At 69.8% G+C, this 20,197-nt stretch carries 20 protein-coding genes; 6 read left to right on the top strand and 14 right to left on the bottom strand.

The genetic code is table 11. From position 1 onward, the window contains the following. Nucleotides 1-5: 5 nt before the first annotated feature. From mihF to ACH49X_RS02850, 9 genes are all read right to left on the bottom strand, one after another. The gene (gene mihF / locus ACH49X_RS02810) at nt 6-326 is read right to left on the bottom strand and encodes an integration host factor, actinobacterial type (RefSeq protein WP_028476708.1); all 321 of its coding nucleotides are present in this window, start codon (nt 324-326) and stop codon (nt 6-8) included. Between the two features lie 569 nt (nt 327-895). Further along, nucleotides 896-1,720, bottom strand: coding sequence for an orotidine-5'-phosphate decarboxylase (gene pyrF, locus ACH49X_RS02815; protein WP_195082354.1), 825 nt, complete (start codon nt 1,718-1,720; stop codon nt 896-898). A gap of 25 nt (nt 1,721-1,745) precedes the next feature. Next, nucleotides 1,746-5,054, bottom strand: coding sequence for a carbamoyl-phosphate synthase large subunit (gene carB / locus ACH49X_RS02820; protein WP_195082353.1), 3,309 nt, complete (start codon nt 5,052-5,054; stop codon nt 1,746-1,748). Beyond that, a complete protein-coding gene (gene carA, locus ACH49X_RS02825) occupies nt 5,054-6,193 on the bottom strand; it encodes a glutamine-hydrolyzing carbamoyl-phosphate synthase small subunit (RefSeq protein WP_195082352.1) in 1,140 nt (379 codons plus the stop codon). Before carA ends, carB begins: the two co-directional genes overlap by 1 nt. Next, entirely contained in the window at nt 6,190-6,711 is a 522-nt protein-coding gene (locus tag ACH49X_RS02830) for a transporter (protein ID WP_195082351.1), read from the bottom strand. The genes carA and ACH49X_RS02830 overlap by 4 nt, the downstream gene beginning before the upstream one ends. Before the next feature lie 38 nt (nt 6,712-6,749). Further along, on the bottom strand, nt 6,750-8,054 hold the full coding sequence (locus tag ACH49X_RS02835; protein WP_195082350.1) for a dihydroorotase: 1,305 nt from the start codon (nt 8,052-8,054) through the stop codon (nt 6,750-6,752). Then, nucleotides 8,051-9,016, bottom strand: a complete 966-nt coding sequence (locus ACH49X_RS02840; RefSeq protein ID WP_195082349.1) for an aspartate carbamoyltransferase catalytic subunit — start codon at nt 9,014-9,016, stop codon at nt 8,051-8,053. The genes ACH49X_RS02835 and ACH49X_RS02840 overlap by 4 nt, the downstream gene beginning before the upstream one ends. A 40-nt stretch (nt 9,017-9,056) precedes the next feature. Next, the gene (gene pyrR, locus ACH49X_RS02845) at nt 9,057-9,689 is read right to left on the bottom strand and encodes a bifunctional pyr operon transcriptional regulator/uracil phosphoribosyltransferase PyrR (protein WP_323124412.1); all 633 of its coding nucleotides are present in this window, start codon (nt 9,687-9,689) and stop codon (nt 9,057-9,059) included. A 135-nt stretch (nt 9,690-9,824) separates the two neighbouring features. Then, nucleotides 9,825-10,682 (bottom strand): SAM-dependent methyltransferase, encoded by an 858-nt coding sequence (locus tag ACH49X_RS02850; RefSeq protein WP_357206688.1) that lies wholly within the window; start codon nt 10,680-10,682, stop codon nt 9,825-9,827. A gap of 133 nt (nt 10,683-10,815) precedes the next feature. On the opposite strand from ACH49X_RS02850, the gene ACH49X_RS02855 reads away from it, so the two are divergent. From ACH49X_RS02855 to ACH49X_RS02865, 3 genes are read left to right on the top strand one after another with little or no spacing between them, the layout of a single operon-like run. Continuing rightward, nucleotides 10,816-11,442, top strand: a complete 627-nt coding sequence (locus tag ACH49X_RS02855; protein WP_195082348.1) for an alpha-ketoglutarate-dependent dioxygenase AlkB — start codon at nt 10,816-10,818, stop codon at nt 11,440-11,442. A 56-nt stretch (nt 11,443-11,498) separates the two neighbouring features. Beyond that, the gene (locus ACH49X_RS02860; RefSeq protein ID WP_195082347.1) at nt 11,499-11,948 is read left to right on the top strand and encodes an SgcJ/EcaC family oxidoreductase; all 450 of its coding nucleotides are present in this window, start codon (nt 11,499-11,501) and stop codon (nt 11,946-11,948) included. 43 nt (nt 11,949-11,991) lie between these two features. Beyond that, the gene (locus tag ACH49X_RS02865) at nt 11,992-12,705 is read left to right on the top strand and encodes an HD domain-containing protein (protein ID WP_195082346.1); all 714 of its coding nucleotides are present in this window, start codon (nt 11,992-11,994) and stop codon (nt 12,703-12,705) included. A 64-nt stretch (nt 12,706-12,769) separates the two neighbouring features. Here ACH49X_RS02865 and ACH49X_RS02870 read toward each other — a convergent pair whose 3' ends face one another. Next, nucleotides 12,770-13,345, bottom strand: coding sequence for a TetR/AcrR family transcriptional regulator (locus ACH49X_RS02870; protein ID WP_195082345.1), 576 nt, complete (start codon nt 13,343-13,345; stop codon nt 12,770-12,772). An 85-nt stretch (nt 13,346-13,430) separates the two neighbouring features. Between ACH49X_RS02870 and ACH49X_RS02875 the strand changes: the two genes are divergently transcribed. After that, complete coding sequence (locus ACH49X_RS02875) at nt 13,431-14,417, top strand: zinc-binding dehydrogenase (RefSeq protein ID WP_357206691.1); 987 nt, start codon at nt 13,431-13,433, stop codon at nt 14,415-14,417. 36 nt (nt 14,418-14,453) lie between these two features. Continuing rightward, a complete protein-coding gene (locus ACH49X_RS02880) occupies nt 14,454-15,620 on the top strand; it encodes a serpin family protein (RefSeq protein ID WP_195082344.1) in 1,167 nt (388 codons plus the stop codon). A 3-nt stretch (nt 15,621-15,623) separates the two neighbouring features. Here ACH49X_RS02880 and ACH49X_RS02885 read toward each other — a convergent pair whose 3' ends face one another. The 4 genes from ACH49X_RS02885 to ACH49X_RS02900 all read right to left on the bottom strand — a co-directional run bounded on the left by ACH49X_RS02885 (nt 15,624) and on the right by ACH49X_RS02900 (nt 18,639). Beyond that, nucleotides 15,624-16,850 (bottom strand): FAD-dependent oxidoreductase, encoded by a 1,227-nt coding sequence (locus ACH49X_RS02885; RefSeq protein ID WP_357206693.1) that lies wholly within the window; start codon nt 16,848-16,850, stop codon nt 15,624-15,626. Between the two features lie 104 nt (nt 16,851-16,954). Next, nucleotides 16,955-17,482, bottom strand: a complete 528-nt coding sequence (locus ACH49X_RS02890) for a DUF4334 domain-containing protein (protein WP_195082342.1) — start codon at nt 17,480-17,482, stop codon at nt 16,955-16,957. Between the two features lie 99 nt (nt 17,483-17,581). After that, nucleotides 17,582-18,088 carry a DMT family transporter gene (locus tag ACH49X_RS02895; RefSeq protein WP_195082341.1) on the bottom strand — a complete coding sequence of 169 codons (507 nt, stop codon included), beginning with the start codon at nt 18,086-18,088 and terminating at the stop codon, nt 17,582-17,584. 62 nt (nt 18,089-18,150) lie between these two features. After that, a complete protein-coding gene (locus ACH49X_RS02900; RefSeq protein ID WP_357110350.1) occupies nt 18,151-18,639 on the bottom strand; it encodes a DMT family transporter in 489 nt (162 codons plus the stop codon). Nucleotides 18,640-18,854: 215 nt separating this feature from the next. Here ACH49X_RS02900 and ACH49X_RS02905 point away from each other — a divergent pair, with 215 nt between their 5' ends. Beyond that, the gene (locus ACH49X_RS02905) at nt 18,855-20,105 is read left to right on the top strand and encodes an SLC13 family permease (RefSeq protein ID WP_357110435.1); all 1,251 of its coding nucleotides are present in this window, start codon (nt 18,855-18,857) and stop codon (nt 20,103-20,105) included. Nucleotides 20,106-20,197 lie beyond the last annotated feature (92 nt).

A 20,197-nucleotide genomic window follows, 5' to 3' on the forward strand; every position in this document is an offset into this window, starting at 1 on the left:
CGTCGTCAGGCGTCGAAGTCGAACCGGGCCAGCAGCGCCTTGCGCTGCCGGTCGCCGAGTCCGCGCAGCCGCCGGGTGGGGGCGATCTCCAGCTCGCTCATGATCTCCGCCGCCTTGACCTTGCCCACCTTCGGCAGGGCCTCCAGCAGCGCCGACACCTTCATCTTGCCGAGGATCTCGTCGGTCTCGGCATCGGTGAGGACCTGCTTCAGGTTGGTGCCGCCACGCTTCAAGCGCTCCTTGAGCTCCGCCCGAGCGCGGCGAGCGGCAGCCGCCTTCTCCAAAGCAGCGGCGCGCTGCTCGTCAGTCAGCTGGGGAAGGGCCACGGTTCCTCCGTCTCATCGTTCATTGCATCAACTCCTGCCGGTAACCCGGCAGTCTCAGCGACCGTACCCACGACGTCCGCCGATTGCGAACCCACCCCCCAGGTCAGCGCATGATTCCGGGTACGGACCGCACCGGGGCGGCCCGGCCCCGGTCCCGCCCGCGCCATCGAGCGCATCCCGCTGCTCGATCAGCGAAATATGCCGTCAGCAGGGTGTTTTCGACAAACCGAATGGTTTGCGGAAGGGTTGCGACACGGCAGCGCATCTCTCCAGCAACCCCTCACGCGCCCTACCAGGAACTTTCTGGAAATCCTCCGCGTGTCGCGAGTTTTTTGCGCGTGTCGGGCGTCACATTCGGCCTGTTGCGGCCGCCACGGCCCGGCATCCGGTGCCGATCCTGGCCCTGTACGCCGGTCCAGGGGCGATGCGCCCACCCGGTGGCACCGATGGCCCCGAAATCAGCGCAGCAGCCCACACAGGCCCCGCTAAGGGGCACGTGTGTGCGAACAGCTGCACGCACAACAGGCGGAAACGCGAAAGGCCGGCGCGGATGCGCCGGCCTTTCGCGGTCATTTCTGGAGGAACGCGAACGCGTCTTGGAACTCGCGCACTTTGGCACGCAGTGCCGGAACGGTCGGTCCGTCCTTCAGCACCTCGCGCGAGACGTTCGGCACGACCGCCGCGAGCATCGGCTCACCGACCAGTCCCCGGATGGTCTCCGGGCCACCGCCCTGGGCGCCGACCCCCGGCATGAGGATGGGGCCGTTGAGCGCGGACAGATCGGGCGCGGCATTGAGCGTCGCGCCGACCACCACGCCGACCGACCCGAACTCCTCGCCCGCGTTGCGAGCCGCCGCCTCGTCGACCATGGTCTGCGCGACGGTGCGGCCGTCCGCCACGACCGCCCCCTGCACCTGCGCGCCCTCGGGGTTGGAGGTCGCCGCCAGCACGAAGACGCCGCGGTGACCCGCCTCGGCGAGCGTCAGCGCCGGCGCCAGCGAACCGAACCCCAGGTACGGCGACACCGTCACCGCGTCGGACCCGAGCGGGCCGTCGGCCAGCCAGGTCCGCGCGTAGGCGTCCATGGTGGACCCGATGTCGCCGCGTTTGGCGTCGGCGAGCACCAACGTTCCCGAGGCCCGCAACACCTCGATGGTGCGTTCCAGCACCGCGATGCCCCGGGAACCGTAGGCTTCGAAGAACGCCACCTGCGGCTTGACCAGCGCCACCAGGCCGTCGAACGCTTCCACGCAGATCTCGGCGAAGCGTTCGAGTCCCTCGGCGTCCTCGGGGAGACCCCAGGACCGCAGCAGCTCCGGATGCGGGTCGATCCCGACGCACACGGGCCCGAACTCCCGCATCGCGTGCCGCAAGCGGCCACCGAAGGTCTTCATCTCGCCCGTTCCGTCCGATCGCGGCTCACCCACGCAGCACCGCGTGCAGCTCCTGCAGCGACCGCACGCCGATGCCGCCGTTGATGCTCGCCTCGATGCCCTGCACCGCGGCCGCCGCACCCTGCACGGTGGTGATGCACGGGATGTTCACCCCGACGGCCGCGCTGCGGATCTCGTAGCCGTCGACGCGGGGGCCGGAGTTGCCGTAGGGCGTGTTGAACACCATGTCCACCTCGCCGTCGCGGATCTGCTCCACGATCGTCGGCTCGTCGTCCGGCCGCACCTCGGAGTGCTTGCGCACCTGCTCGCACGGAATCCCGTTGCGGCGCAGCATTTCCGCGGTGCCCTCGGTGGCGAGGATGCGGAAGCCGAGGTCGTGCAGGCGCTTCACCGGGAAGACCATCGCGCGCTTGTCCCGGTTGGCGATCGAGACGAACACGGTGCCCTCGGTGGGCAGCGAGCCGTAGGCGGCGGTCTGGCTCTTGGCGAAGGCCGTGCCGAAATCGGCGTCGATGCCCATCACCTCGCCGGTCGACTTCATCTCCGGCGACAGCAGCGAGTCGATACCGCTGCCGTCGGCGCGCCGGAAGCGGTGGAACGGCAGCACGGCCTCCTTGACGGCGACCGGAGCGTCCAGCGCGACGTGCCCGCCGTCGCCCTCGCTCGGCAGCATGCCTTCCTTGCGCAGTTCGGCGATGGTGGCGCCGAGCATGATCCGCGCGGCGGCCTTGGCCAGCGGCACCGCGGTGGCCTTCGACACGAACGGAACGGTCCGGCTCGCGCGCGGATTGGCCTCCAGAACGTAGAGCACGTCGTCCTTGAGCGCGTACTGCACGTTGAGCAGGCCGCGCACGCCGATGCCCTTGGCCAGCGCGACGGTCGAGCGGCGCACCGCTTCGATGTCGCTGCGGCCCAGCGTGATCGGGGGCAGCGCGCAGGCGGAGTCGCCGGAGTGGATGCCCGCCTCCTCGATGTGCTCCATCACGCCGCCGAGGTAGACCTCCTCTCCGTCGCACAGCGCGTCGACGTCGATCTCGATCGCGTCCTCCAGGAACCGGTCGACCAGCACCGGGTGCTCCGGGCTGAGCTCGGTCGCGCGGGAGATGTAGCCCTCCAGCGAGCTCTCGTCGTAGACGATCTCCATGCCGCGGCCGCCGAGCACGTAGGACGGGCGCACCAGCACCGGGTAGCCGATGTCGGCGGCGATCTTGCGCGCCTGCGCGAAGGTGGTCGCGGTGCCGTACTTCGGCGCGGGCAGCCCGGCCGCGACCAGCACGTCACCGAACTCGCCGCGGTCCTCGGCCAGGTCGATGGCGGCCGCGCTGGTGCCGACCACCGGCACGCCCGCGGCGGTGAGCCGCTGGGCGAGGCCGAGCGGGGTCTGCCCGCCCAGCTGCACGATGACGCCGGCGACGGTGCCGGACTCGCATTCGGAGTGGTAGACCTCGAGCACGTCTTCGAAGGTCAGCGGCTCGAAGTAGAGGCGATCGGCGGTGTCGTAGTCGGTGGAGACGGTCTCCGGGTTGCAGTTGACCATCACCGTCTCGTATCCGGCCTGCGACAGCGTCTGCGCCGCGTGCACGCACGAGTAGTCGAACTCGATGCCCTGGCCGATGCGGTTGGGCCCGGACCCGAGGATGATCACCTTCTCGCGTTCGCGCTGCGGCGCCACCTCGGACTCGGCCGCGGGATCGAGCTCGTAGGCCGAGTAGTGGTACGGGGTCTTGGCCTCGAACTCGGCGGCGCAGGTGTCGACCGTCTTGAAGACCGGGCGGATGCCGAGCCGGTGGCGCAGGGCGCGCACACCGCTCTCCCCCGCCAGCTCCGGCCGCAGCGCGGCCAGCTGACGATCCGACAGGCCGTAGTGCTTGGCCCGGCGCAGCAGCGGCTCGTCCAGCACCGGCGCGTCGAGGATCTCCCGGCGCAACTCGACCAGACCGGCCACTTCGGCCACGAACCACGGGTCGATGCCGGAGGCCGCGGCGACGTCCTCGATGCTCGCGCCCAGCCGCAGCGCGCGTTCCACCTGGTAGATGCGTCCCTCGGTGGGCGTGCGCAGATCCTCGAGGATCGCTTCGACGTCGGTCCACGCGCCGTCGTCCTCGGTCCAGAAGCCCGCGGCCTTGGTCTCCAGCGAACGCAGCACCTTGCCGAGCGCCTCGGAGAAGTTGCGGCCGAGCGACATGGCCTCGCCGACGGACTTCATGGTGGTGGTCAGCGTGCCGTCGGCGCCCGGGAACTTCTCGAACGCGAACCGCGGCGCCTTCACGACCACGTAGTCGAGGGTCGGCTCGAAGCAGGCCGGGGTTTCCTTGGTGATGTCGTTGACGATCTCGTCGAGCGTGTACCCGATGGCCAGCTTGGCGGCGATCTTCGCGATCGGGAAGCCGGTCGCCTTCGACGCCAGCGCGGACGAACGCGACACCCGCGGGTTCATCTCGATGACGATCAGGCGGCCGTCGAGCGGGTTCACCGCGAACTGGATGTTGCAGCCGCCGGTGTCCACGCCGACCTCGCGCAGGATGGCGATGCCGAGATCGCGCAGCTTCTGGTACTCGCGGTCGGTGAGCGTCATCGCGGGGGCGACGGTCATCGAGTCGCCGGTGTGCACGCCCATCGGGTCGACGTTCTCGATGGAGCAGACCACCACGACGTTGTCGCGGCCGTCGCGCATCAGCTCGAGCTCGTATTCCTTCCAGCCGAGGATGGACTCCTCGATCAGGACGTTAGCGGTGGGCGATGCGGCCAGGCCGCCGCCCGCGATGCGATCGAGGTCCTCTTCGTTGTAGGCCATGCCGGAACCGAGGCCGCCCATGGTGAACGACGGGCGCACCACCACGGGGTAGCCGAGTTCGGCGACCGTGTCGCGGACCTCGTCCATGGTGAAGCAGACCCGCGAGCGGGCGCTCTCGCCGCCCACCTTGGCCACGATGTCCTTGAACTTCTGCCGGTCCTCGCCGCGCTGGATGGCGTCGAAGTCGGCGCCGATCAGCTCGACGCCGTACTTCTCCAGCACCCCGCGCTCGTGCAGCGCGACCGCGGTGTTCAGCGCGGTCTGGCCGCCGAGGGTGGCCAGGATGGCGTCCGGACGCTCCTTCTCGATGACCTTCTCGACGAACTCCGGCGTGATCGGCTCCACGTAGGTGGAGTCGGCGAACTCCGGATCGGTCATGATCGTCGCCGGGTTCGAGTTGACCAGCGACACCCGCAGGCCCTCGGCCCGCAGCACCCGGCACGCCTGCGTGCCGGAGTAGTCGAATTCGCACGCCTGGCCGATGACGATCGGGCCAGAGCCGATCACCAGGATGTGCTCGAGATCCTCGCGGCGAGGCATCAGGCTCCTTCCATGAGACCGGCGAAACGGTCGAACAGATACGCGGCGTCGTGGGGTCCGGCGGCGGCTTCGGGGTGGTACTGCACGGAGAAGGCGCGGCCGTCGACCAGCCGGACGCCCTCGACGGTGCCGTCGTTGGCGCAGACGTGACTCACCTCGGCCGTGCCGAAGGGGGTGTCGAACCGCTCGCCCCGCTCGCCCTCCAGCGCGAAACCGTGGTTCTGCGCGGTGATCGAGATCCGGCCGGTCTCGTGCTCCACCACCGGGATGTTGATGCCGCGGTGGCCGAACTTCATCTTGTAGGTGCCCCGGCCGAGCGCGCGGCCGAGGATCTGGTTGCCGAAGCAGATGCCGAACAGCGGCAGGCCCTCGCCCAGTACGCCACGGGTCAGCTCGACCGCCGCGTCGGCGGTGGCCGGGTCGCCGGGACCGTTGGACAGGAAGACCCCGTCGGGCTTCAGTTCGAGGATCTGATCCAGCGTGGTGGCCGAGGACACCACGTGCACCCGTGTGCCGCGCTGCGCGAACATGCGCGGAGTGTTGGTCTTGATCCCCAGATCGACCGCCACGACGGTGTGCCGGTGGTCACCGTCCGGCTCGATCGTGTACAGCGCGTCGGTGCTCACCTCGCCCGCCAGGTCGGCGCCCAGCATGGACGGCTGCCCGTTCACCCTGGCCACCAGTTCGTCGGTGGCGGCGAGCGCGTCGCCGGAGAAGATGCCCGCCTTCATCGAACCGCGGGTGCGCAGGTGACGCACCAACGCGCGGGTGTCGATGCCGGCGATGCCGACGATCCGCTGCCGTTCCAGCTCGTCCGGCAGGGTCCTGCTGGCGCGCCAGTTGGAGGCGCGCCGCGCGGGGTCGCGCACCGCGTACCCGGCGACCCAGATCTTCGTGGATTCGTCGTCCTCGTCGTTCCAGCCGGTGTTGCCGATCTGCGGCGCGGCGGCCACCACGATCTGGCGGTGGTAGGACGGGTCGGTGAGGGTCTCCTGGTACCCGGTCATCGCGGTGCAGAACACCGCCTCACCGAGCGTCTGGCCCACGGCGCCGTAGGCCTGGCCGCGGAATACCCGGCCGTCCTCCAGCACGAGTGCTGCGCCCGTCCCCGCCCTGCTCCCGCCCGTGTCTCCTGTCATCCCTCGTCATCTCCCGTCGTCGTCCCGCTCTGATCCGCCGCGGGAAGCCTGCGCCAGGCCGGATAGACCGACTTGTCGTCGCCGCGGAAACCCGTATCGATCTCGGTTCCGGTCGGCAGCTTCCAGCGAATGACCAGCACACCATCTTCCGTCATCACTTTGCCCGCGTGTCCGCGTTCGGTGCGCACCGCCGTGATGGATTCCTCCGGAATCCAGATCGCCGTCGCGCCGTCGCGTTCGAGCAGAATTCCCTTGTCGAACCGGGTGAGTTCGGCGGTGGCCCGGAAACCCAGGTCGCCCACCGTGATCCGGTCCTGCCAGCTCGGCGCTATGGTGCTGCCCAGGTACAGCCCGGTGGTCGGCTCCAGTACCTGCGCGCCCAGTTCGTCGGGCACGGCGGGCAGGGCGCCGATGCGCTCGGCCTGTCGTGCCGCGCGATTGCGCCAGCCCCGGTACATCAGCCACAGGCAGACCCCGAACAGGACCAGCAGCCCCACCACCCAGAGCGTTCTCTCCACTACGAACCTCCTCGAACGGCTGCGCCCCGGTCACTCATCTATGCCTCCGCCCGGTTGCCCAGCGTCTTGCCGTCCCTGGCGGTGATCCGGCCGCGCAGCAGCGTCGCCGTCACCCGCGCAGGAAAGGTCATCGCCTCGAACGGCGTGTTGTTCGAGATGCTGGCGAGGTCCTTTCCGCGCACCGTCCAGCTCGCCCGCGGGTCGACCAGCGTCAGGTTGGCCGGCTCGCCGACTTCGAGCGGCCTGCCGTGCTCGTCCAGGCCGACGATCGCGGCGGGGCGCTCGCTCATCACGCGGGCGACGCCGCGCCAGTCCAGCAGCCCCGGCTCGACCATCGTTTGCACGATGATCGACAGCGCCGTCTCCAGCCCGAGCATGCCGGGCCGGGCCGCGGCGAACTCGCAGCACTTGTCCTGCTCGGCGTGCGGCGCGTGGTCGGTGGCGACGCAATCGATGATGCCCTCGGCGAGCGCCTGCCGCAGCGCGGCGGCGTCGGAGGCCTCGCGCAGCGGCGGGTTGACCTTGTTGACCGCGTCGTAGGTCTCCAGCCGGGAATCGTCGAGCAGCAGGTGGTGCGGGGTGACTTCGGCGGTGATCGCGATGCCCTGGGATTTGGCCCACTTCACCAGTTCCACGGTGCCCGCGGTGGAGGCGTGGCAGATGTGCACGCGGGCGCCTGCGTCGCGCGCCAGCAGGGCGTCGCGCGCCACGATCGACTCCTCGGCCGCGCGCGGCCAGCCGGCCAATCCCAGCCGGGCCGCGGTCGGACCCTCGTGTGCGACGGCGCCCTCGGTCAGCCTTGGCTCCTCCGCGTGCTGGGCGATCAGCACGCCGAGCGAGTTCGCGTACTCCAGCGCGCGGCGCATGATCAACGGGTCGTAGACGCAGTGGCCGTCGTCGGAGAACATGCGCACCGCGCCGACGCCCGCGGCCATGGTGCCCATCTCGGCGAGTTGCTTGCCCTCCAGGCCCACCGTGACCGCGCCGACCGGATACACGTCCACCAAGCCGACCTCGCGGCCTCGCCGCCACACATGGTCGGTGACGACCACCGAGTCGGCGACCGGGTTGGTGTTGGCCATCGCGAACACCGCGGTGTAGCCGCCGAGCGCCGCGGCGGCGGAGCCGGTCTCGATGGTCTCGGTGTCCTCGCGGCCCGGTTCCCGCAGGTGGGTGTGCAGATCGACGAAACCGGGCAGCAGGATTTGATCGCGCGCGTCGATCACCTCGGCGTCGACCACGCCCAGATCGGTGCCGATCTGCCGGATCTCCCCGTCGGCGACGAGCACGTCGACCGGCTCGCCTTCGCCGTAGAGCAGCGCGCCTTTGATCAGAACGTTCATGCTCGAGCCACCGCCTCCTGTGTTCCGACGAGCAGGCGGAACAGCACCGCCATCCGCATGTGCACCCCGTTGGTGACCTGTTGCAGCACCGCGGCCTTCGGCGAGTCCGCGACCGAGGACGCGATCTCCATGCCGCGCAGCATCGGGCCGGGGTGCAGTACGACGGCGTGGTCCTCGAGCAGGGCCAGCCTGCGCTCGGACAGGCCGTAGGTGATCGAGTACTCGCGGGCCGACGGGAAGAATCCGCCGTTCATCCGCTCGGCCTGCACGCGCAGCATCAGCACCGCGTCGGCGCCGATCAGCTCGGCGTCCAAGTGGTGCGAGACGCGGGCGGGCCAGGACTCCACGCCCACCGGCAGCAGCGTGCGCGGGGCGACCAGCACGACCTCCGCGCCGAGCGTGGCCAGCAGGAAGACGTTCGATCGCGCGACCCGGCTGTGCAGGATGTCACCGACGACGACCACCCGCTTGCCCTCGATGTCACCGAGCCGTTGCCGCAGCGTCAGCGCGTCCAGCAGCGCCTGGGTGGGGTGCTCATGGGTTCCGTCGCCCGCGTTGATCACGGCCGGACCGGAGCCGCGCCCCGCCGAGACCGCCCACTCGTCCATCCAGCGCGCGATCTGATGTGCCGCGCCGGAGGCCGGATGCCGCACGATCAGCGCGTCGGCTCCCGCGGCGTGCAAGGTCAGCGCGGTGTCGCGCAGCGACTCCCCTTTCGAGACGGAGGAACTGCTCGCGCTCACGTTGATCACGTCCGCGCTCATCCACTTGCCCGCCACCTCGAACGACACCCTGGTGCGGGTGGAGTTCTCGTAGAAGACGGTCATCACGGTGCGTCCGCGCAGCGTGGGCAGTTTGTGCACCTCGCGGCCGAGCAGCGCCTGTTCGAACCGCTCGGCCTCGTCGAGCAGCTCGGTCGCGGCGGCGCGATCGAGCGCGGCGACCGACAGCAGATGCCTCATGCGCCCGCCTCCCGCCGCAGGCCGGCGTGTGCCGGATCCATCACGCCTCCTCCTGGTGCAGATAGACGCCGTCGCGGCCGTCGTGCTCGGTGAGCAGCACCGAGATGTCCTCGGAGCGGTTGGTCGGCACGTTCTTGCCCACGTAATCGGCGCGAATCGGCAGTTCCCGGTGTCCGCGGTCGATGAGCACCGCCAGCTGCACCGCGCGCGGGCGGCCGAGATCACGCAGGCCGTCGAGCGCGGAGCGGACGGTGCGACCGGAGAACAGGACGTCGTCGACCAGGACCACCAGCGCGTCCTCGATGCCGCCTTCCGGAACCGACGTGCGCTCCAGCGGCCGGTGCGGACGGCTGCGCAGATCGTCCCGGTAGAGGGTGATGTCGAGCGAGCCGAGAGCCGGGCGGACGCCGGAGAATTCCTCGATCTTGCCGGTGAGCCGCGCCGCCAGGGTGGTGCCCCTGGTGGGGATCCCGATCAGCACCACGCGTGGCGCGTCCGGCTGGCCCGCGTCCAGCGCGGTCTTCTCGATGATCTGGTGCGCGATGCGCGCGATCGTCCGTCCGACATCCGAAGCCGACAACAACTCTCGCCCTGCCGCCACCCATTCCGGGGTATGTCGCTGCGATGTCTCGGCAGCGCCGGACTTGGCGGCCCGTTCTTCGGGCACGGCCATGCCGACCTCCTTCCCCGCCTCACCGGACGGTCCGTTAAAGGATGTCTTACGGCAAGCAGCGTAGCAGCGGCTCGAACCCCGCTTTCACCAGGCATATGGCGCTGTGAGCGGGGCCACTGGCAGCGGCGGGCCGCGCTACCGGCGGACCGCGAGAACCAATCGGAGATCCCGGTTGCCCAACGCGGCCGGGCGGTCGAGCGGCGCCACCAGATCGTCCCAGGCACGGAACTCGATCCGCCATCCGTGCCCGGCGAGCCACTGGTCGGCGTCGGGGCCGAGCCCACTGGGTTCCCTCGGTCCGTCCGCCCCGGCTCGCACCAGTCGCCGCAGTTCGGTGTACCGGTCGCTGTGCTGATCGGTGTCGAACTTGCCGAGGCCGAACCGGCTCTCCGGCGCGGACAGCTCCGTCAGCGTGGCCGCCACCCGCATGGCTTCCGCACGCCGCAGATAGCCGAGAACCCCTTCGTCGATCCAGTGGGTCGGGACGTCGGTGCGGAAGCCGTGGGCGCGCAGCGCGGCCGCCCAGTCGCCGCGCAGATCGGCCGCCACGACGTGGCGCGCACAGACCGGACGGGCGCCCGCCGCCTCCAGCACCGGTTCTTTGAACCGGAACAACTCGGGCAGGTCGATCTCGAAGACCTCGACCTCGCGCGGTAGCGGCATCCGGTAGGCCCTGGTGTCCAGGCCCGCGCCGAGGATGACGACCTGCCCGCAACCCGCCGCGACGGCCGCTCGGGCGGTGTCGTCCACCAGGCGCACGGAGACGCTGCGGCCCTCGTAGAACTTCTCGGCCAGCGCCTCCAACCGCGCCCAGCGCTCTTCGCCCCCCGGCTCGGCGCCGAAAGCGCGTCGCGCGGCGTCGGCGAACAGCTGCGCCCAGGGATCGTCGTAGAGGCGGTCCGGCCTGCGCGATTCCCATGCGCGGATCACCGCAACTCCGAGCGCTGTCATCGCCACGCCCGCCGTCGGCGCTTGCGGTGTGGTTTCGGTCATCGACGACTCCCCTCGTCCGGGTGACATCCCGCTCGGCAAGGTACTCGGCCTACCGGCGACGCGAGACGACGATCCGAGAAGAGTGACCGAAAACCGCTAGCACATACGTTCGAACGACGGTAGGCTCGGCCGCATGTCCACACCGCTACAGGGATCGCTGCTCGACGGTTTCGGCGACACCGAACTCGGGCCGCTGCGCGCCGCGCGCCGCACGGTGCTCGACCACGGCGCCTGGGTGGATCTGCTGCCCGGCTGGCTTTCCGGCGCCGACGCGCTGTTCGACCGACTGGTCGACCGCGTGCCATGGAAAGCCGAGCGCAGGCCGATGTACGACCGCGTGGTGGACGTGCCCAGGCTGCTACGGTTCTACGCGGAGCACGAACCACTGCCCGATCCGGCACTGGCCGACGCACGCGCGGCGCTGAGCGAGCACTATCGGCACGAACTCGGCGAGCCGTTCCGCACCGCGGGCCTGTGCTACTACCGGGACGGACGCGACAGTGTCGCCTGGCACGGCGACGACATCGGCCGCGGCGCCACCCACGACACCATGGTCGCGATCGTGTCGATCGGGGCGCCGAGGGCCTTGCTGCTGCGGCCCCGCGGCGGAGGCGCGAGCATCAGATACCTGGTCGGACACGGCGATCTACTCGTCATGGGCGGCTCTTGCCAACGCACCTGGGAGCACGCGGTGCCCAAGACGCGCAAACCCACCGGTCCGCGGATCAGCATCCAGTACCGGCCGCGCGGCGTCCGCTGACCCGGCCGGACGCGCCGGCTTGACCTGAACCATTGTTGGGGTCGGAAGCTCGTCGCATGAGTACGACAGCTTCCACACCTCCCTCGGTCGAGGACACGACGGTCGACCACTCCGCCGACATCGCCGCGATCCGGCAGATCGTCGCCAACGCGGAGACCGGTTTCAACACCAATGACGCCGACCTGCTGTCGGCGGATTTCACCGCCAACGCGGCCGTCGTCAACGCGACGGGCACGCTGATCACCGGATTCGACGCGCTGCTCGACGCCGGCCGCCGGGGTCTGGCCGGATTCCTCGCCGACCAGTACGCCCGCTATGAGATCGCCGACATCACCTTCCTGCGTCCCGACGTCGCGATCGCGCACAAGCGCGCATGGGCGACCACGCCGGACGGCGAGCCCGTCGAGCACGATCACGCCATGATCGCGCTGTACGTCTTCGTCAAGGAAGGCGAGCGCTGGTACGTCGCCGCGCGGCAGAACACCTTGGTACCCAAGGCCGAGTGATCGTCGTCCGCCACGTGTCCCCCGCTCCGGTTAGCCTGGCATCATGAGCAATCCAGGGGCGGGGGTCTTGGCCGTGATGCCGCTGCACACGATCAGCGAGGTCTACGGCGCGGCCGGGCTGCGCGAACGACTACTGCTTGAAATCGCCGAGTTGCCGGACTCGCAGCGGCTGGCCGCCGCGCTGGAGCTCGCGGCCGACCTGCATCGCGACGATCGCTACGGCCGGGAGCCGTACCTGAGTCATCTGCTGCGCGTGTCGATTCGGATCATCAGCCACTACGAGGTCCGCGATCCCGACGTGGTCGCGGCGGGGCTGCTGCACGACTCGGTCGAGGACCATGCCGCCGAGCTGGCCGCCGATCGCCCCGGCCCCACCGTCGACGCGGCGCTCGACGCGCTCACCGATCGGTTCGGTGCGCGAGTGGCCGATCTCGTCGCCGCGGTGACCAATCCCGAGCCGGATCCGGCGCGCGACCGGCAGGCGCAGTACCGCGAGCATGTCGCGACGAATCTCGACCGCGACCCGTGGGCCCGCGTCATCAAGCTCTCCGACTTCACCGACAACGGCGTCGGCATCCTCTACGCCACCGGCCCCGCGATGGCGAAACTCGCCGCCAAGTACCGCCCGCTCACCGATGTGTACCGCGACTTGGTCACCCGGCCGGACACACCGCTGGCCGAACACGTCCGGCAGCACATCCTCGATCAGCTCGACCGGGCCGACGAACGGTTCGAGGCCATCCTGTCGCGGGATTGATCGGCACGCGACACGAACAGATCGAAACCTCTTCCAGCACACGGGAATAAAGCGTCCCGATTCGTCACGGCGCGCGCAGCACCGACTCGACCAGCTCGCGCACCGCGGCCAGTAGCCGTTCGGTCTCACCCGCACGCACCATGGCCGGTACCCATTCGGCGCTCAGCGCGCCGAGCAGCAACCGCCCGACCACTTCGGCGTCCAGGTCCGGACGCGCTTCGCGCAGCAACGTGGTGATGTGGTTGTCCCAGAACGCGTGGAACTCGGCCGTTCGCGGGTGCGGCGGCTCGGTGCGATAGGCGGCCATCAGCTCCGCATTGTCGATCACCAGCCGCGCCATGGCGTCGAAGTAGGCGATCAGGCGGGCGCCCGCGGGCGCGCCGGGGCCGAGCGGCGGCGGACCGCTGGTGATCGCGTCCATCAGCGCGACCGCGCTCTGCGCGACCATCTCGTGCAAGAGCCCCGCACGGCTGCCGAAGCGATGGAAGATCGTGCCCTTGCCCACTCCGGCGGCGGCCGCGACGCGGTCCATGGTGATCGCTTCGGCGCCGTGCTCGGCCAGCAGGGCGAAGGTGGCGTCCAGTATCGCCCGCCGGTTGCGCGCCGCGTCCGCCCGTTCCCTGGGTCGTCCGTCGCCCATCGCACTCGCTTTCCTAGACAAGTTGACCGGCGGTCCATATCATCGGGAAGTCAATTGGACCGTCAGTCAACTTATGGAGTTCATGATGCAGGCAATCGTAATGACGGCGACCGGAAGCCCTGATGTGCTGGTCGCCGCGGATGTTCCGGCGCCGCGGTCGGCCGCGGACGAGGTGGTGGTCCGCGCCGAGGCGATCCCCGTGCTGTTTCCCGAAACCAAGCTGCGCTCCGGCGAGTTCCCGCTCGGCACGCCGCTGCCGCTGGTTTTCGGTTTCCAGGCCGCGGGGGTCGTCACCGAGGTCGGCGAGCGAGCCGATGCGGCGCTGATCGGACAGCGGGTCGTCGTGGCGACGCGCGGTTACGGCGCCTACGCCGACTTCGTCGCCGCCCCCGCCGATTCGGTGGTGCCCATTCCGGACGGCCTGTCCTTCGTGGACGCCGCCGCGGTGCTGATGAACGGATCGGTGGCGATTCCTCTGCTGGAAACCGCCGCGCTCACCGGCGTGGAAACCGTCTTGATCGAAGCCGCGGCCACGGGCATCGGCAGCGCGCTGACCCAATGGGCCAGAGAGTTCGGGGCGGCGCGCGTCATCGGGACCGCGGGCGGCCCCGGCAAAACCGCCCACGCCCGCAAACTGGGCGCCGACGAGGTGATCGACCACAACGATCCGGAATGGACCACCCGACTGCGCGAAACCCTCGACGGCGCAACGGTGGACGTGGTGTTCGATTCGATCGGCGGTGCGAGCGCTTCCCGCCTGCTCGATCTCATGACGCCCCTGCGCGGCCGGATGCTCGGCTACGGATGGCTGTCCGGAGCACCCGCGCAGGTGTCGGCGAGCGACCTGCTCATGCGCGGACTCACCTTCACCGGCTGCGCGGGGCCGGACTGGCTGAACCGAGTCGCTGCGGCGCGCACCGCCGTTCTGGCCCGCGCGGCGGCGGGTGGGCTCGATCCGCTGGTCGAGGCGGTGCTGCCGCTGGACCAGGCGAGCCGCGCGCATCGGCTGCTGGAGGAAAGGGCGGTGCTGGGCAAGATCGTGCTGCGTCCGGGCTCGGCCTTGTCCGGATAGCGACGCGCGGCCGCGTGCCGTGACTAGGGTGGACCCGTGCGGACTTCGCTGCAATCCCATGTCGGCGCCGCCAACGCGCTCACCGCGCGGTGGTGCGTGGCGGCGGGCGAACGAGACTTCGTGGTCTCCGGCGCCGGGGTGTGGCCGCTGCTCGCCCTGCTCGCCTCCGCGGCGGACGGTCCTGCGCGGGACGAACTGACGACCGCGACCGGCGTGCCCACGGCGGACGCGCGAGCCGGGGCGCTGCGGCTGCTGCGCGACCTCGAGGGCGCGGAAGCGGTGTCGGCCGCACTCGGCGTGTGGGTGCGCCGCGATCTTCCCGTGCACGAGGCCTGGTCGCAAGCGCTCCCCGATGGCGTGCTCGCCCGGTTGGCCGGGCAGTCGGAACTCGACAGCTGGGCGGCCCGGCACACCGATGGGCTCATCGACCGCTTCCCTCTGACGGTCGATCCCGAGACGCTGCTGGTGCTGGCCACCGCTCTCGTCGCGAAAACCCGGTGGCGGGTGCCTTTCGACGTCGGGACGCTGGCACCCGAGAACGGTCCGTGGCACGGGCACCGCGGACCCGGGCTGTCCCGCGCGAGCCGCGACCTGACCGACGCCGCGATCCTCGACGCGGCCGAACCGGTCACGCGCGTTGTCGTCGAAGGCGTCGCCGACCTCGACGTCCACCTTCTGCTCGGCGCCGGGGCACCTGGCGCCGTGCTCGGTACGGGCTTGGCCGCGCTGTCCGGCAATGTGCCGATCCGCTCCGAACTGCCGGTCGGCACAACGGGACCGGGGCTGACCGTGCGTACCGAACCGGTGGTGCCCAATACCGGTCGACTGCGCATCCAATTGCCGCCGTTCGAGGTTCGCTCCACCCACGATCTGCTCGCTGCCCCGGGCCTGTTCGGCATGAACGCCGCCACCGACTGCACCCGCGGTCACTTCCCGGCGATCTCCCCGCAGCCGTTGTGCGTCGGCCGCGGAGCACAGGAAGTGCTCGCGCGGTTCAGCCACGAAGGATTCGAGGCAGCCGCCGTGACGGCCTTCGCGTTACGCGCCGCGGCGGCGGTGCTGCGGCACGACTACGCGCCCGTCGTCTCGGTGGTCTTCGACCGCCCCTTCGGTTTCCTCGCCGTGCACCGCCCGACGGGACTCGCGGTCGTCGCGGGATGGATCGCCACCGCGCCGACGTCGTCCCCCGACGCTCCGGCCTGAGCGCTACCGCCGGGCGAAGTACGGGGCGTGCTCGGGCAGGACACCGCGAGCGAGCAAGAAGGTCGGCACGCTGCGAACAACCGGAACGCGCCGCAGGACGCGGATCGGCAGCGGTGCGCGTGCGGAGTTCGCGATGTCCATGCGTCCGTCGAGGGCGGGGGCGATCGCGAAGGCGTGCAGGAGTCGCTGTATTCCCTGCGTCACCACGGTCGGGACGCGGCGCCGCCGCTGCACCTTCGCCAGGTGCCTGGTGCCGAGTGTGCCCGAGAGCAGGGGCGGGGCGAGGATTGCGACCGCGGCCACGGCGTCTTGGACGGCCAGATTGATGCCGACGCCACCGGCCGGGGACATCGCGTGCGCGGCGTCACCGAGGCAGAGCAAGCCGTTGGTGTACCACTTGGTCAGCCGATCGAGTCTCACCTCCAGCAACTGGACCTGGTCCCAGCTGGTCAAGGCGTCTATCCGGTCGGAGAGCCAGGGCGCGGCCGCGGCCAGACTGCGCATGATCTCCTGCACCGGCCCCCGGCGGGCGGATTCGTCGGCACCTTTGGCGATCAGGGTGGCGCACTGCCAGTAGTCGCCGCGATCGAGCAGCACCGCCACCCGCCGGGCGCTGGCGATCGGCAACGCGCCGACGGGATCGATATCCGTGCGCGGCAGGCGGAACCACCAGACGTCCATGGGAGTCGACCACCTGCGGACCGGCAAGCCGGCCGCCGACCGCAGCAGCGAGCCGCGGCCGTCGCAGGCCACCGTGAGGTCGGCCTCGATCGAACCGGCCGCGCCGTCGGCGGTCCGGTAGGCGACGCCACCGACCCTGCCGTCGACCCAGACCAGATCGGTGGCCTCGGTGTTCATCCGCAGCCGGAAGGTGGGCTCGGCGGCCGCGGCCCGCGCGAGCAGATCCAGCAGATCCCACTGCGGCACCATGGCGATGTACTTGTGCTTGCCCGGCAGATGCGTCAGGGTGGCCAATGTCTGCAGACCGCCCGCGATCGGCAGTTGCACCTGATCCACCTTGCGCGCGGGCAGTTTCGCGAACTCCGCGCCGAGACCCAGTTCGTCGAGCAGGTCGAGGGTGGTGGGATGCACGGTGTCGCCACGGAAGTCGCGTAAGAAGTCTTTGTGCTTCTCCAGCACCGTCACCTCGACACCGGCTCTGGCCAGCAACAGCCCGAGGATCATTCCGGCTGGCCCCCCACCGACCACCAGGCATGTCGTGCGTTCCATCGACTGTGCCTCCTCGGTCACCACATCGCCGCAAGATCCCGCCTGTTTGCGCAAATCCTAGTGTGGCGGGGGCGGTACCGGACCCGATCGGCGACGGCCGACCGTCAGCCGACGTCCCTGTGCAGCAGGAAGAAGTACGGTTCGGCCATACCGCGCAAATCCATCACGCCGAGCAGGGTGTGGTCGTCGGCGCGGCGGAAGTGATCGATGATCGGCAGATGGTCGTAGACCATCGCGGCACTTGTCACGCCGCGGTATTCGACCTCGCGCAGCCGCGCGGTGTATTTGCGGGTGCGCAGCGTTGGCCGCAGGATCGGCAGCAACTTGCGCACGGCGCGCACGCCCGGCAGCGGTACCCGTCCGGCCAAGGCGACCGGGACGCGGCGCGGATCGACGGCGAATATCGTTCCGCCCGAGGCGAACAGCAACGGATGCACGCTGTCGGGTCCGTCGAACTGCTTGCCGTACCAGCCCGAGGCGACCAGCACGCCGTCCATCGGATGGCCCGTGTCCAGTTCCTCGCCGCGCCAGCGCCCCGTCGTGATGTCCTCGACCCGCGCCGCGGGGAGGCGGTCGAACAGCGCCCACGCCTCCTGCGCAGAACGGATGGCGGTCAGCTCGTTCGCAGCCATGTCTCCTACTCCTCACCGAGGCAACGTTGCAATAGTCACCCTATCTGTCTCTCAGCACCTGGCTGTCGACCAGGTCCGGACGCGCCTCGGCGCAATGGTTCAGTAGGACGCCATGAGATAGATCCCGGCGATGATCATGACGCAGGCCACGACGCGCTTGGAGCTGACCGTACGGCGCGGGAACCCCATCAGCCCGAAGTGGTCGATGGCGAGCGCGCCGAACATCTGCCCGGCGATGATCAGGGCGTTGAAGGTGCCGGCGCCCACATCGGAGGCCACGGAGATCATCGCCAGGATCGCGGCCCCACCGAGCAGACCGCCGAACGGCGCCCACCGTGGCATGGTCCGGATATCGGCCTTCGTCGGCCACGGCCGATTCCGGGACACCAGCAACGCCACGGTCAGGAAGATCGCGAAGCCGGTGAAGGCCACGGTGTAGGAGATCACGCCGCACAGCCAGACGTTCTTCAACGCGAGCTTCAGCGAGTTCTGGCATCCGGCTTCTACGGAGCGCAGCGCGCCGCCGACCAGGATGAACGCGAAGATGAGTGCCATCGTGGCGCGGGGCAGCGCGGCACGGGTCTTCTCGGCGGTCTGAACCGTCATGGAAAGTCCTCAGGAGAGTGCGAAGAGTGGATGGCGCGGCCGGCAGCGGGGCTGTCTTGCCGTCAGGTGACGCTGACCCTGGGTTCGTTTCCCGCGGGTTCGTCGGCCATCAGGTAGATCGCGAGCGTGATCAGCCCGCAGGCCACCAGACGCGGAAGGCTGGCGGAGCGCTCCTCGAATCCCATGAGGCCGAAGTGATCCATGATCACGGCGACCACCATCTCGCCCACGATCACCAGCGCACTGAACGTGGCCACGCCGACATGCCGGGCGACGGCGATCATCCCCATCACCGCCGCGCCGCCGAGCAGACCGCCGAACGGCGCCCACCACGGCATGTCGCGCACGTCGTCCAGCGTGGGCCACGGCGTCTTCGACGACAGGGCCAGGAAGATCGAAAAGCCGGTCAGCGCAACGGCATACGAGATCACGGCGCACAGCCACATGTTCTTCATGTGGTTCATCAACGTGTTCTGACAGCCGGCTTCGGCCGACCGTAGGCTGCCTCCGACCAGGATGAACAGAAATACCAGTCCGATGACGATGCTCATGGGCAATACATCCTTGGCTTCGGTGGCGGACGAACACCGAGAATGCGTCGGGCGCAACGTCCCACCCGAACGATGGGATCGGTTTGCGCCGGAGCCGACGTCCGACCTGTGTGACGCGAATAACGTACCATTGCATAACGGCACGTTCAATGGGTAATCGAGAACCGCTCCGGCTCGCCCCGGCCGGGAAGTGCCCGCGCAGCAGGGCTGCCATGATGGCACCCGTGCCCGAACTGGTCGATTCCTCCGCACGCAACCCTCCCGCGACCAGGTCCGAGCGGCGGCTGAGCCTTCTGGATCGAATCCGGCTCGCCCTGCTCGCGGTCGGTCTGCTGTGTGTGCTCACGGGCCTGCTGCCCCGCGCCGAGGCCGCCGCGAACATGCGCCGCATCGGCCCGCTGCTGCTGTTTCTCGCCGCCGTGATCGTGCTGGCCGAACTCACCAGGCAGGCCAAGGTCTTCGACGCCATCGCCCATCGCCTGGCGATTCTGGGTCGCGGCCACTACCCGGCGCTGTTCGGCCTGTGCGTGCTGTTCGCCTCCGCCACCACGATCCTGTTGAACCTCGACACCACGGCCGTGCTCATCGCCCCGGTCATGCTGGCGCTCGCCGCACCCGCTCGGATTCCGCCATTGCCGCTGGCCATGACCACCCTGTGGCTGGCGAACACCGCGAGCCTGCTGTTACCGGTCTCCAATCTCACCAATCTGCTCGCCGCCGACCGAGTGGCGCTGACCGCGACCGGCTTCGCGGGGAGAATGTGGGCGCCGCAGTTGGTTTCGATCGCCGTGACGACGGCGTGCCTATGGGTGTGGTACTGGCGGCGCGGCCGCAGGGAAACCGACCGCTACGTGCCGCCCGAGCCGATCCGGCCCGCGAACTTCCGGGAGCGCTCGCTGTTCTTCGCCACGGCGGGGGCCTGCCTGCTGTTCATCGGCGCGATCCCCGTCGTCGGCGACCGGATCGGTGTCGCGGCGGCGGTCGCGGCGCTCATCGCGTTGGCGGCGTTCGCCGTGTTCGATCGCGGCGCGTTGCGACTGTCGCTCATCCCGTGGCAGCTGCTCGTCTTCGTGGTCGGGTTGTTCCTGGTGGTGCCCACCTCGAGCCGGTTCGGCCTCGGTGACTTGATGCATGCCTTGATCGGCGCCGACTCCGGTGCGTCGGGCGCGTTCCGTGCCGCCGCGGCGGGCGCGGGTCTGTCCAATGTCGCGAACAACTTGCCCGCCTACACCGCGGGCGAGGCGGTGATCCCCGCGCAGAACGGCGATCAGCTCCTCGCGTTGCTGATCGGCACCAATGTCGGTCCGATCGTCACGCCGTGGGGCTCGCTCGCCACGCTGCTGTGCTTGGAGTTCTGCCGCACGCACGGCGTCCGGGTGCCCATGCGGCGTTTCGTCCTGACCGGCCTCGCGCTCGCCACCGTCGCCACCGCGGGCGCGGTCGCGGCACTGCTGGTGACCGGTTAGCGGTCGAGAAGCCCGGCTCTCTTGACCTCGAGTGCGGTCGAGGTACGAGGATGCCGTTTCGAGGCCGGATCGAACGCACGTCGGGTTCGGTC

The sequence above is a fragment of the Nocardia sp. NPDC019323 genome (genome assembly GCF_044389845.1).
Classification (GTDB): Bacteria; Actinomycetota; Actinomycetes; order Mycobacteriales; family Mycobacteriaceae; genus Nocardia; species Nocardia implantans.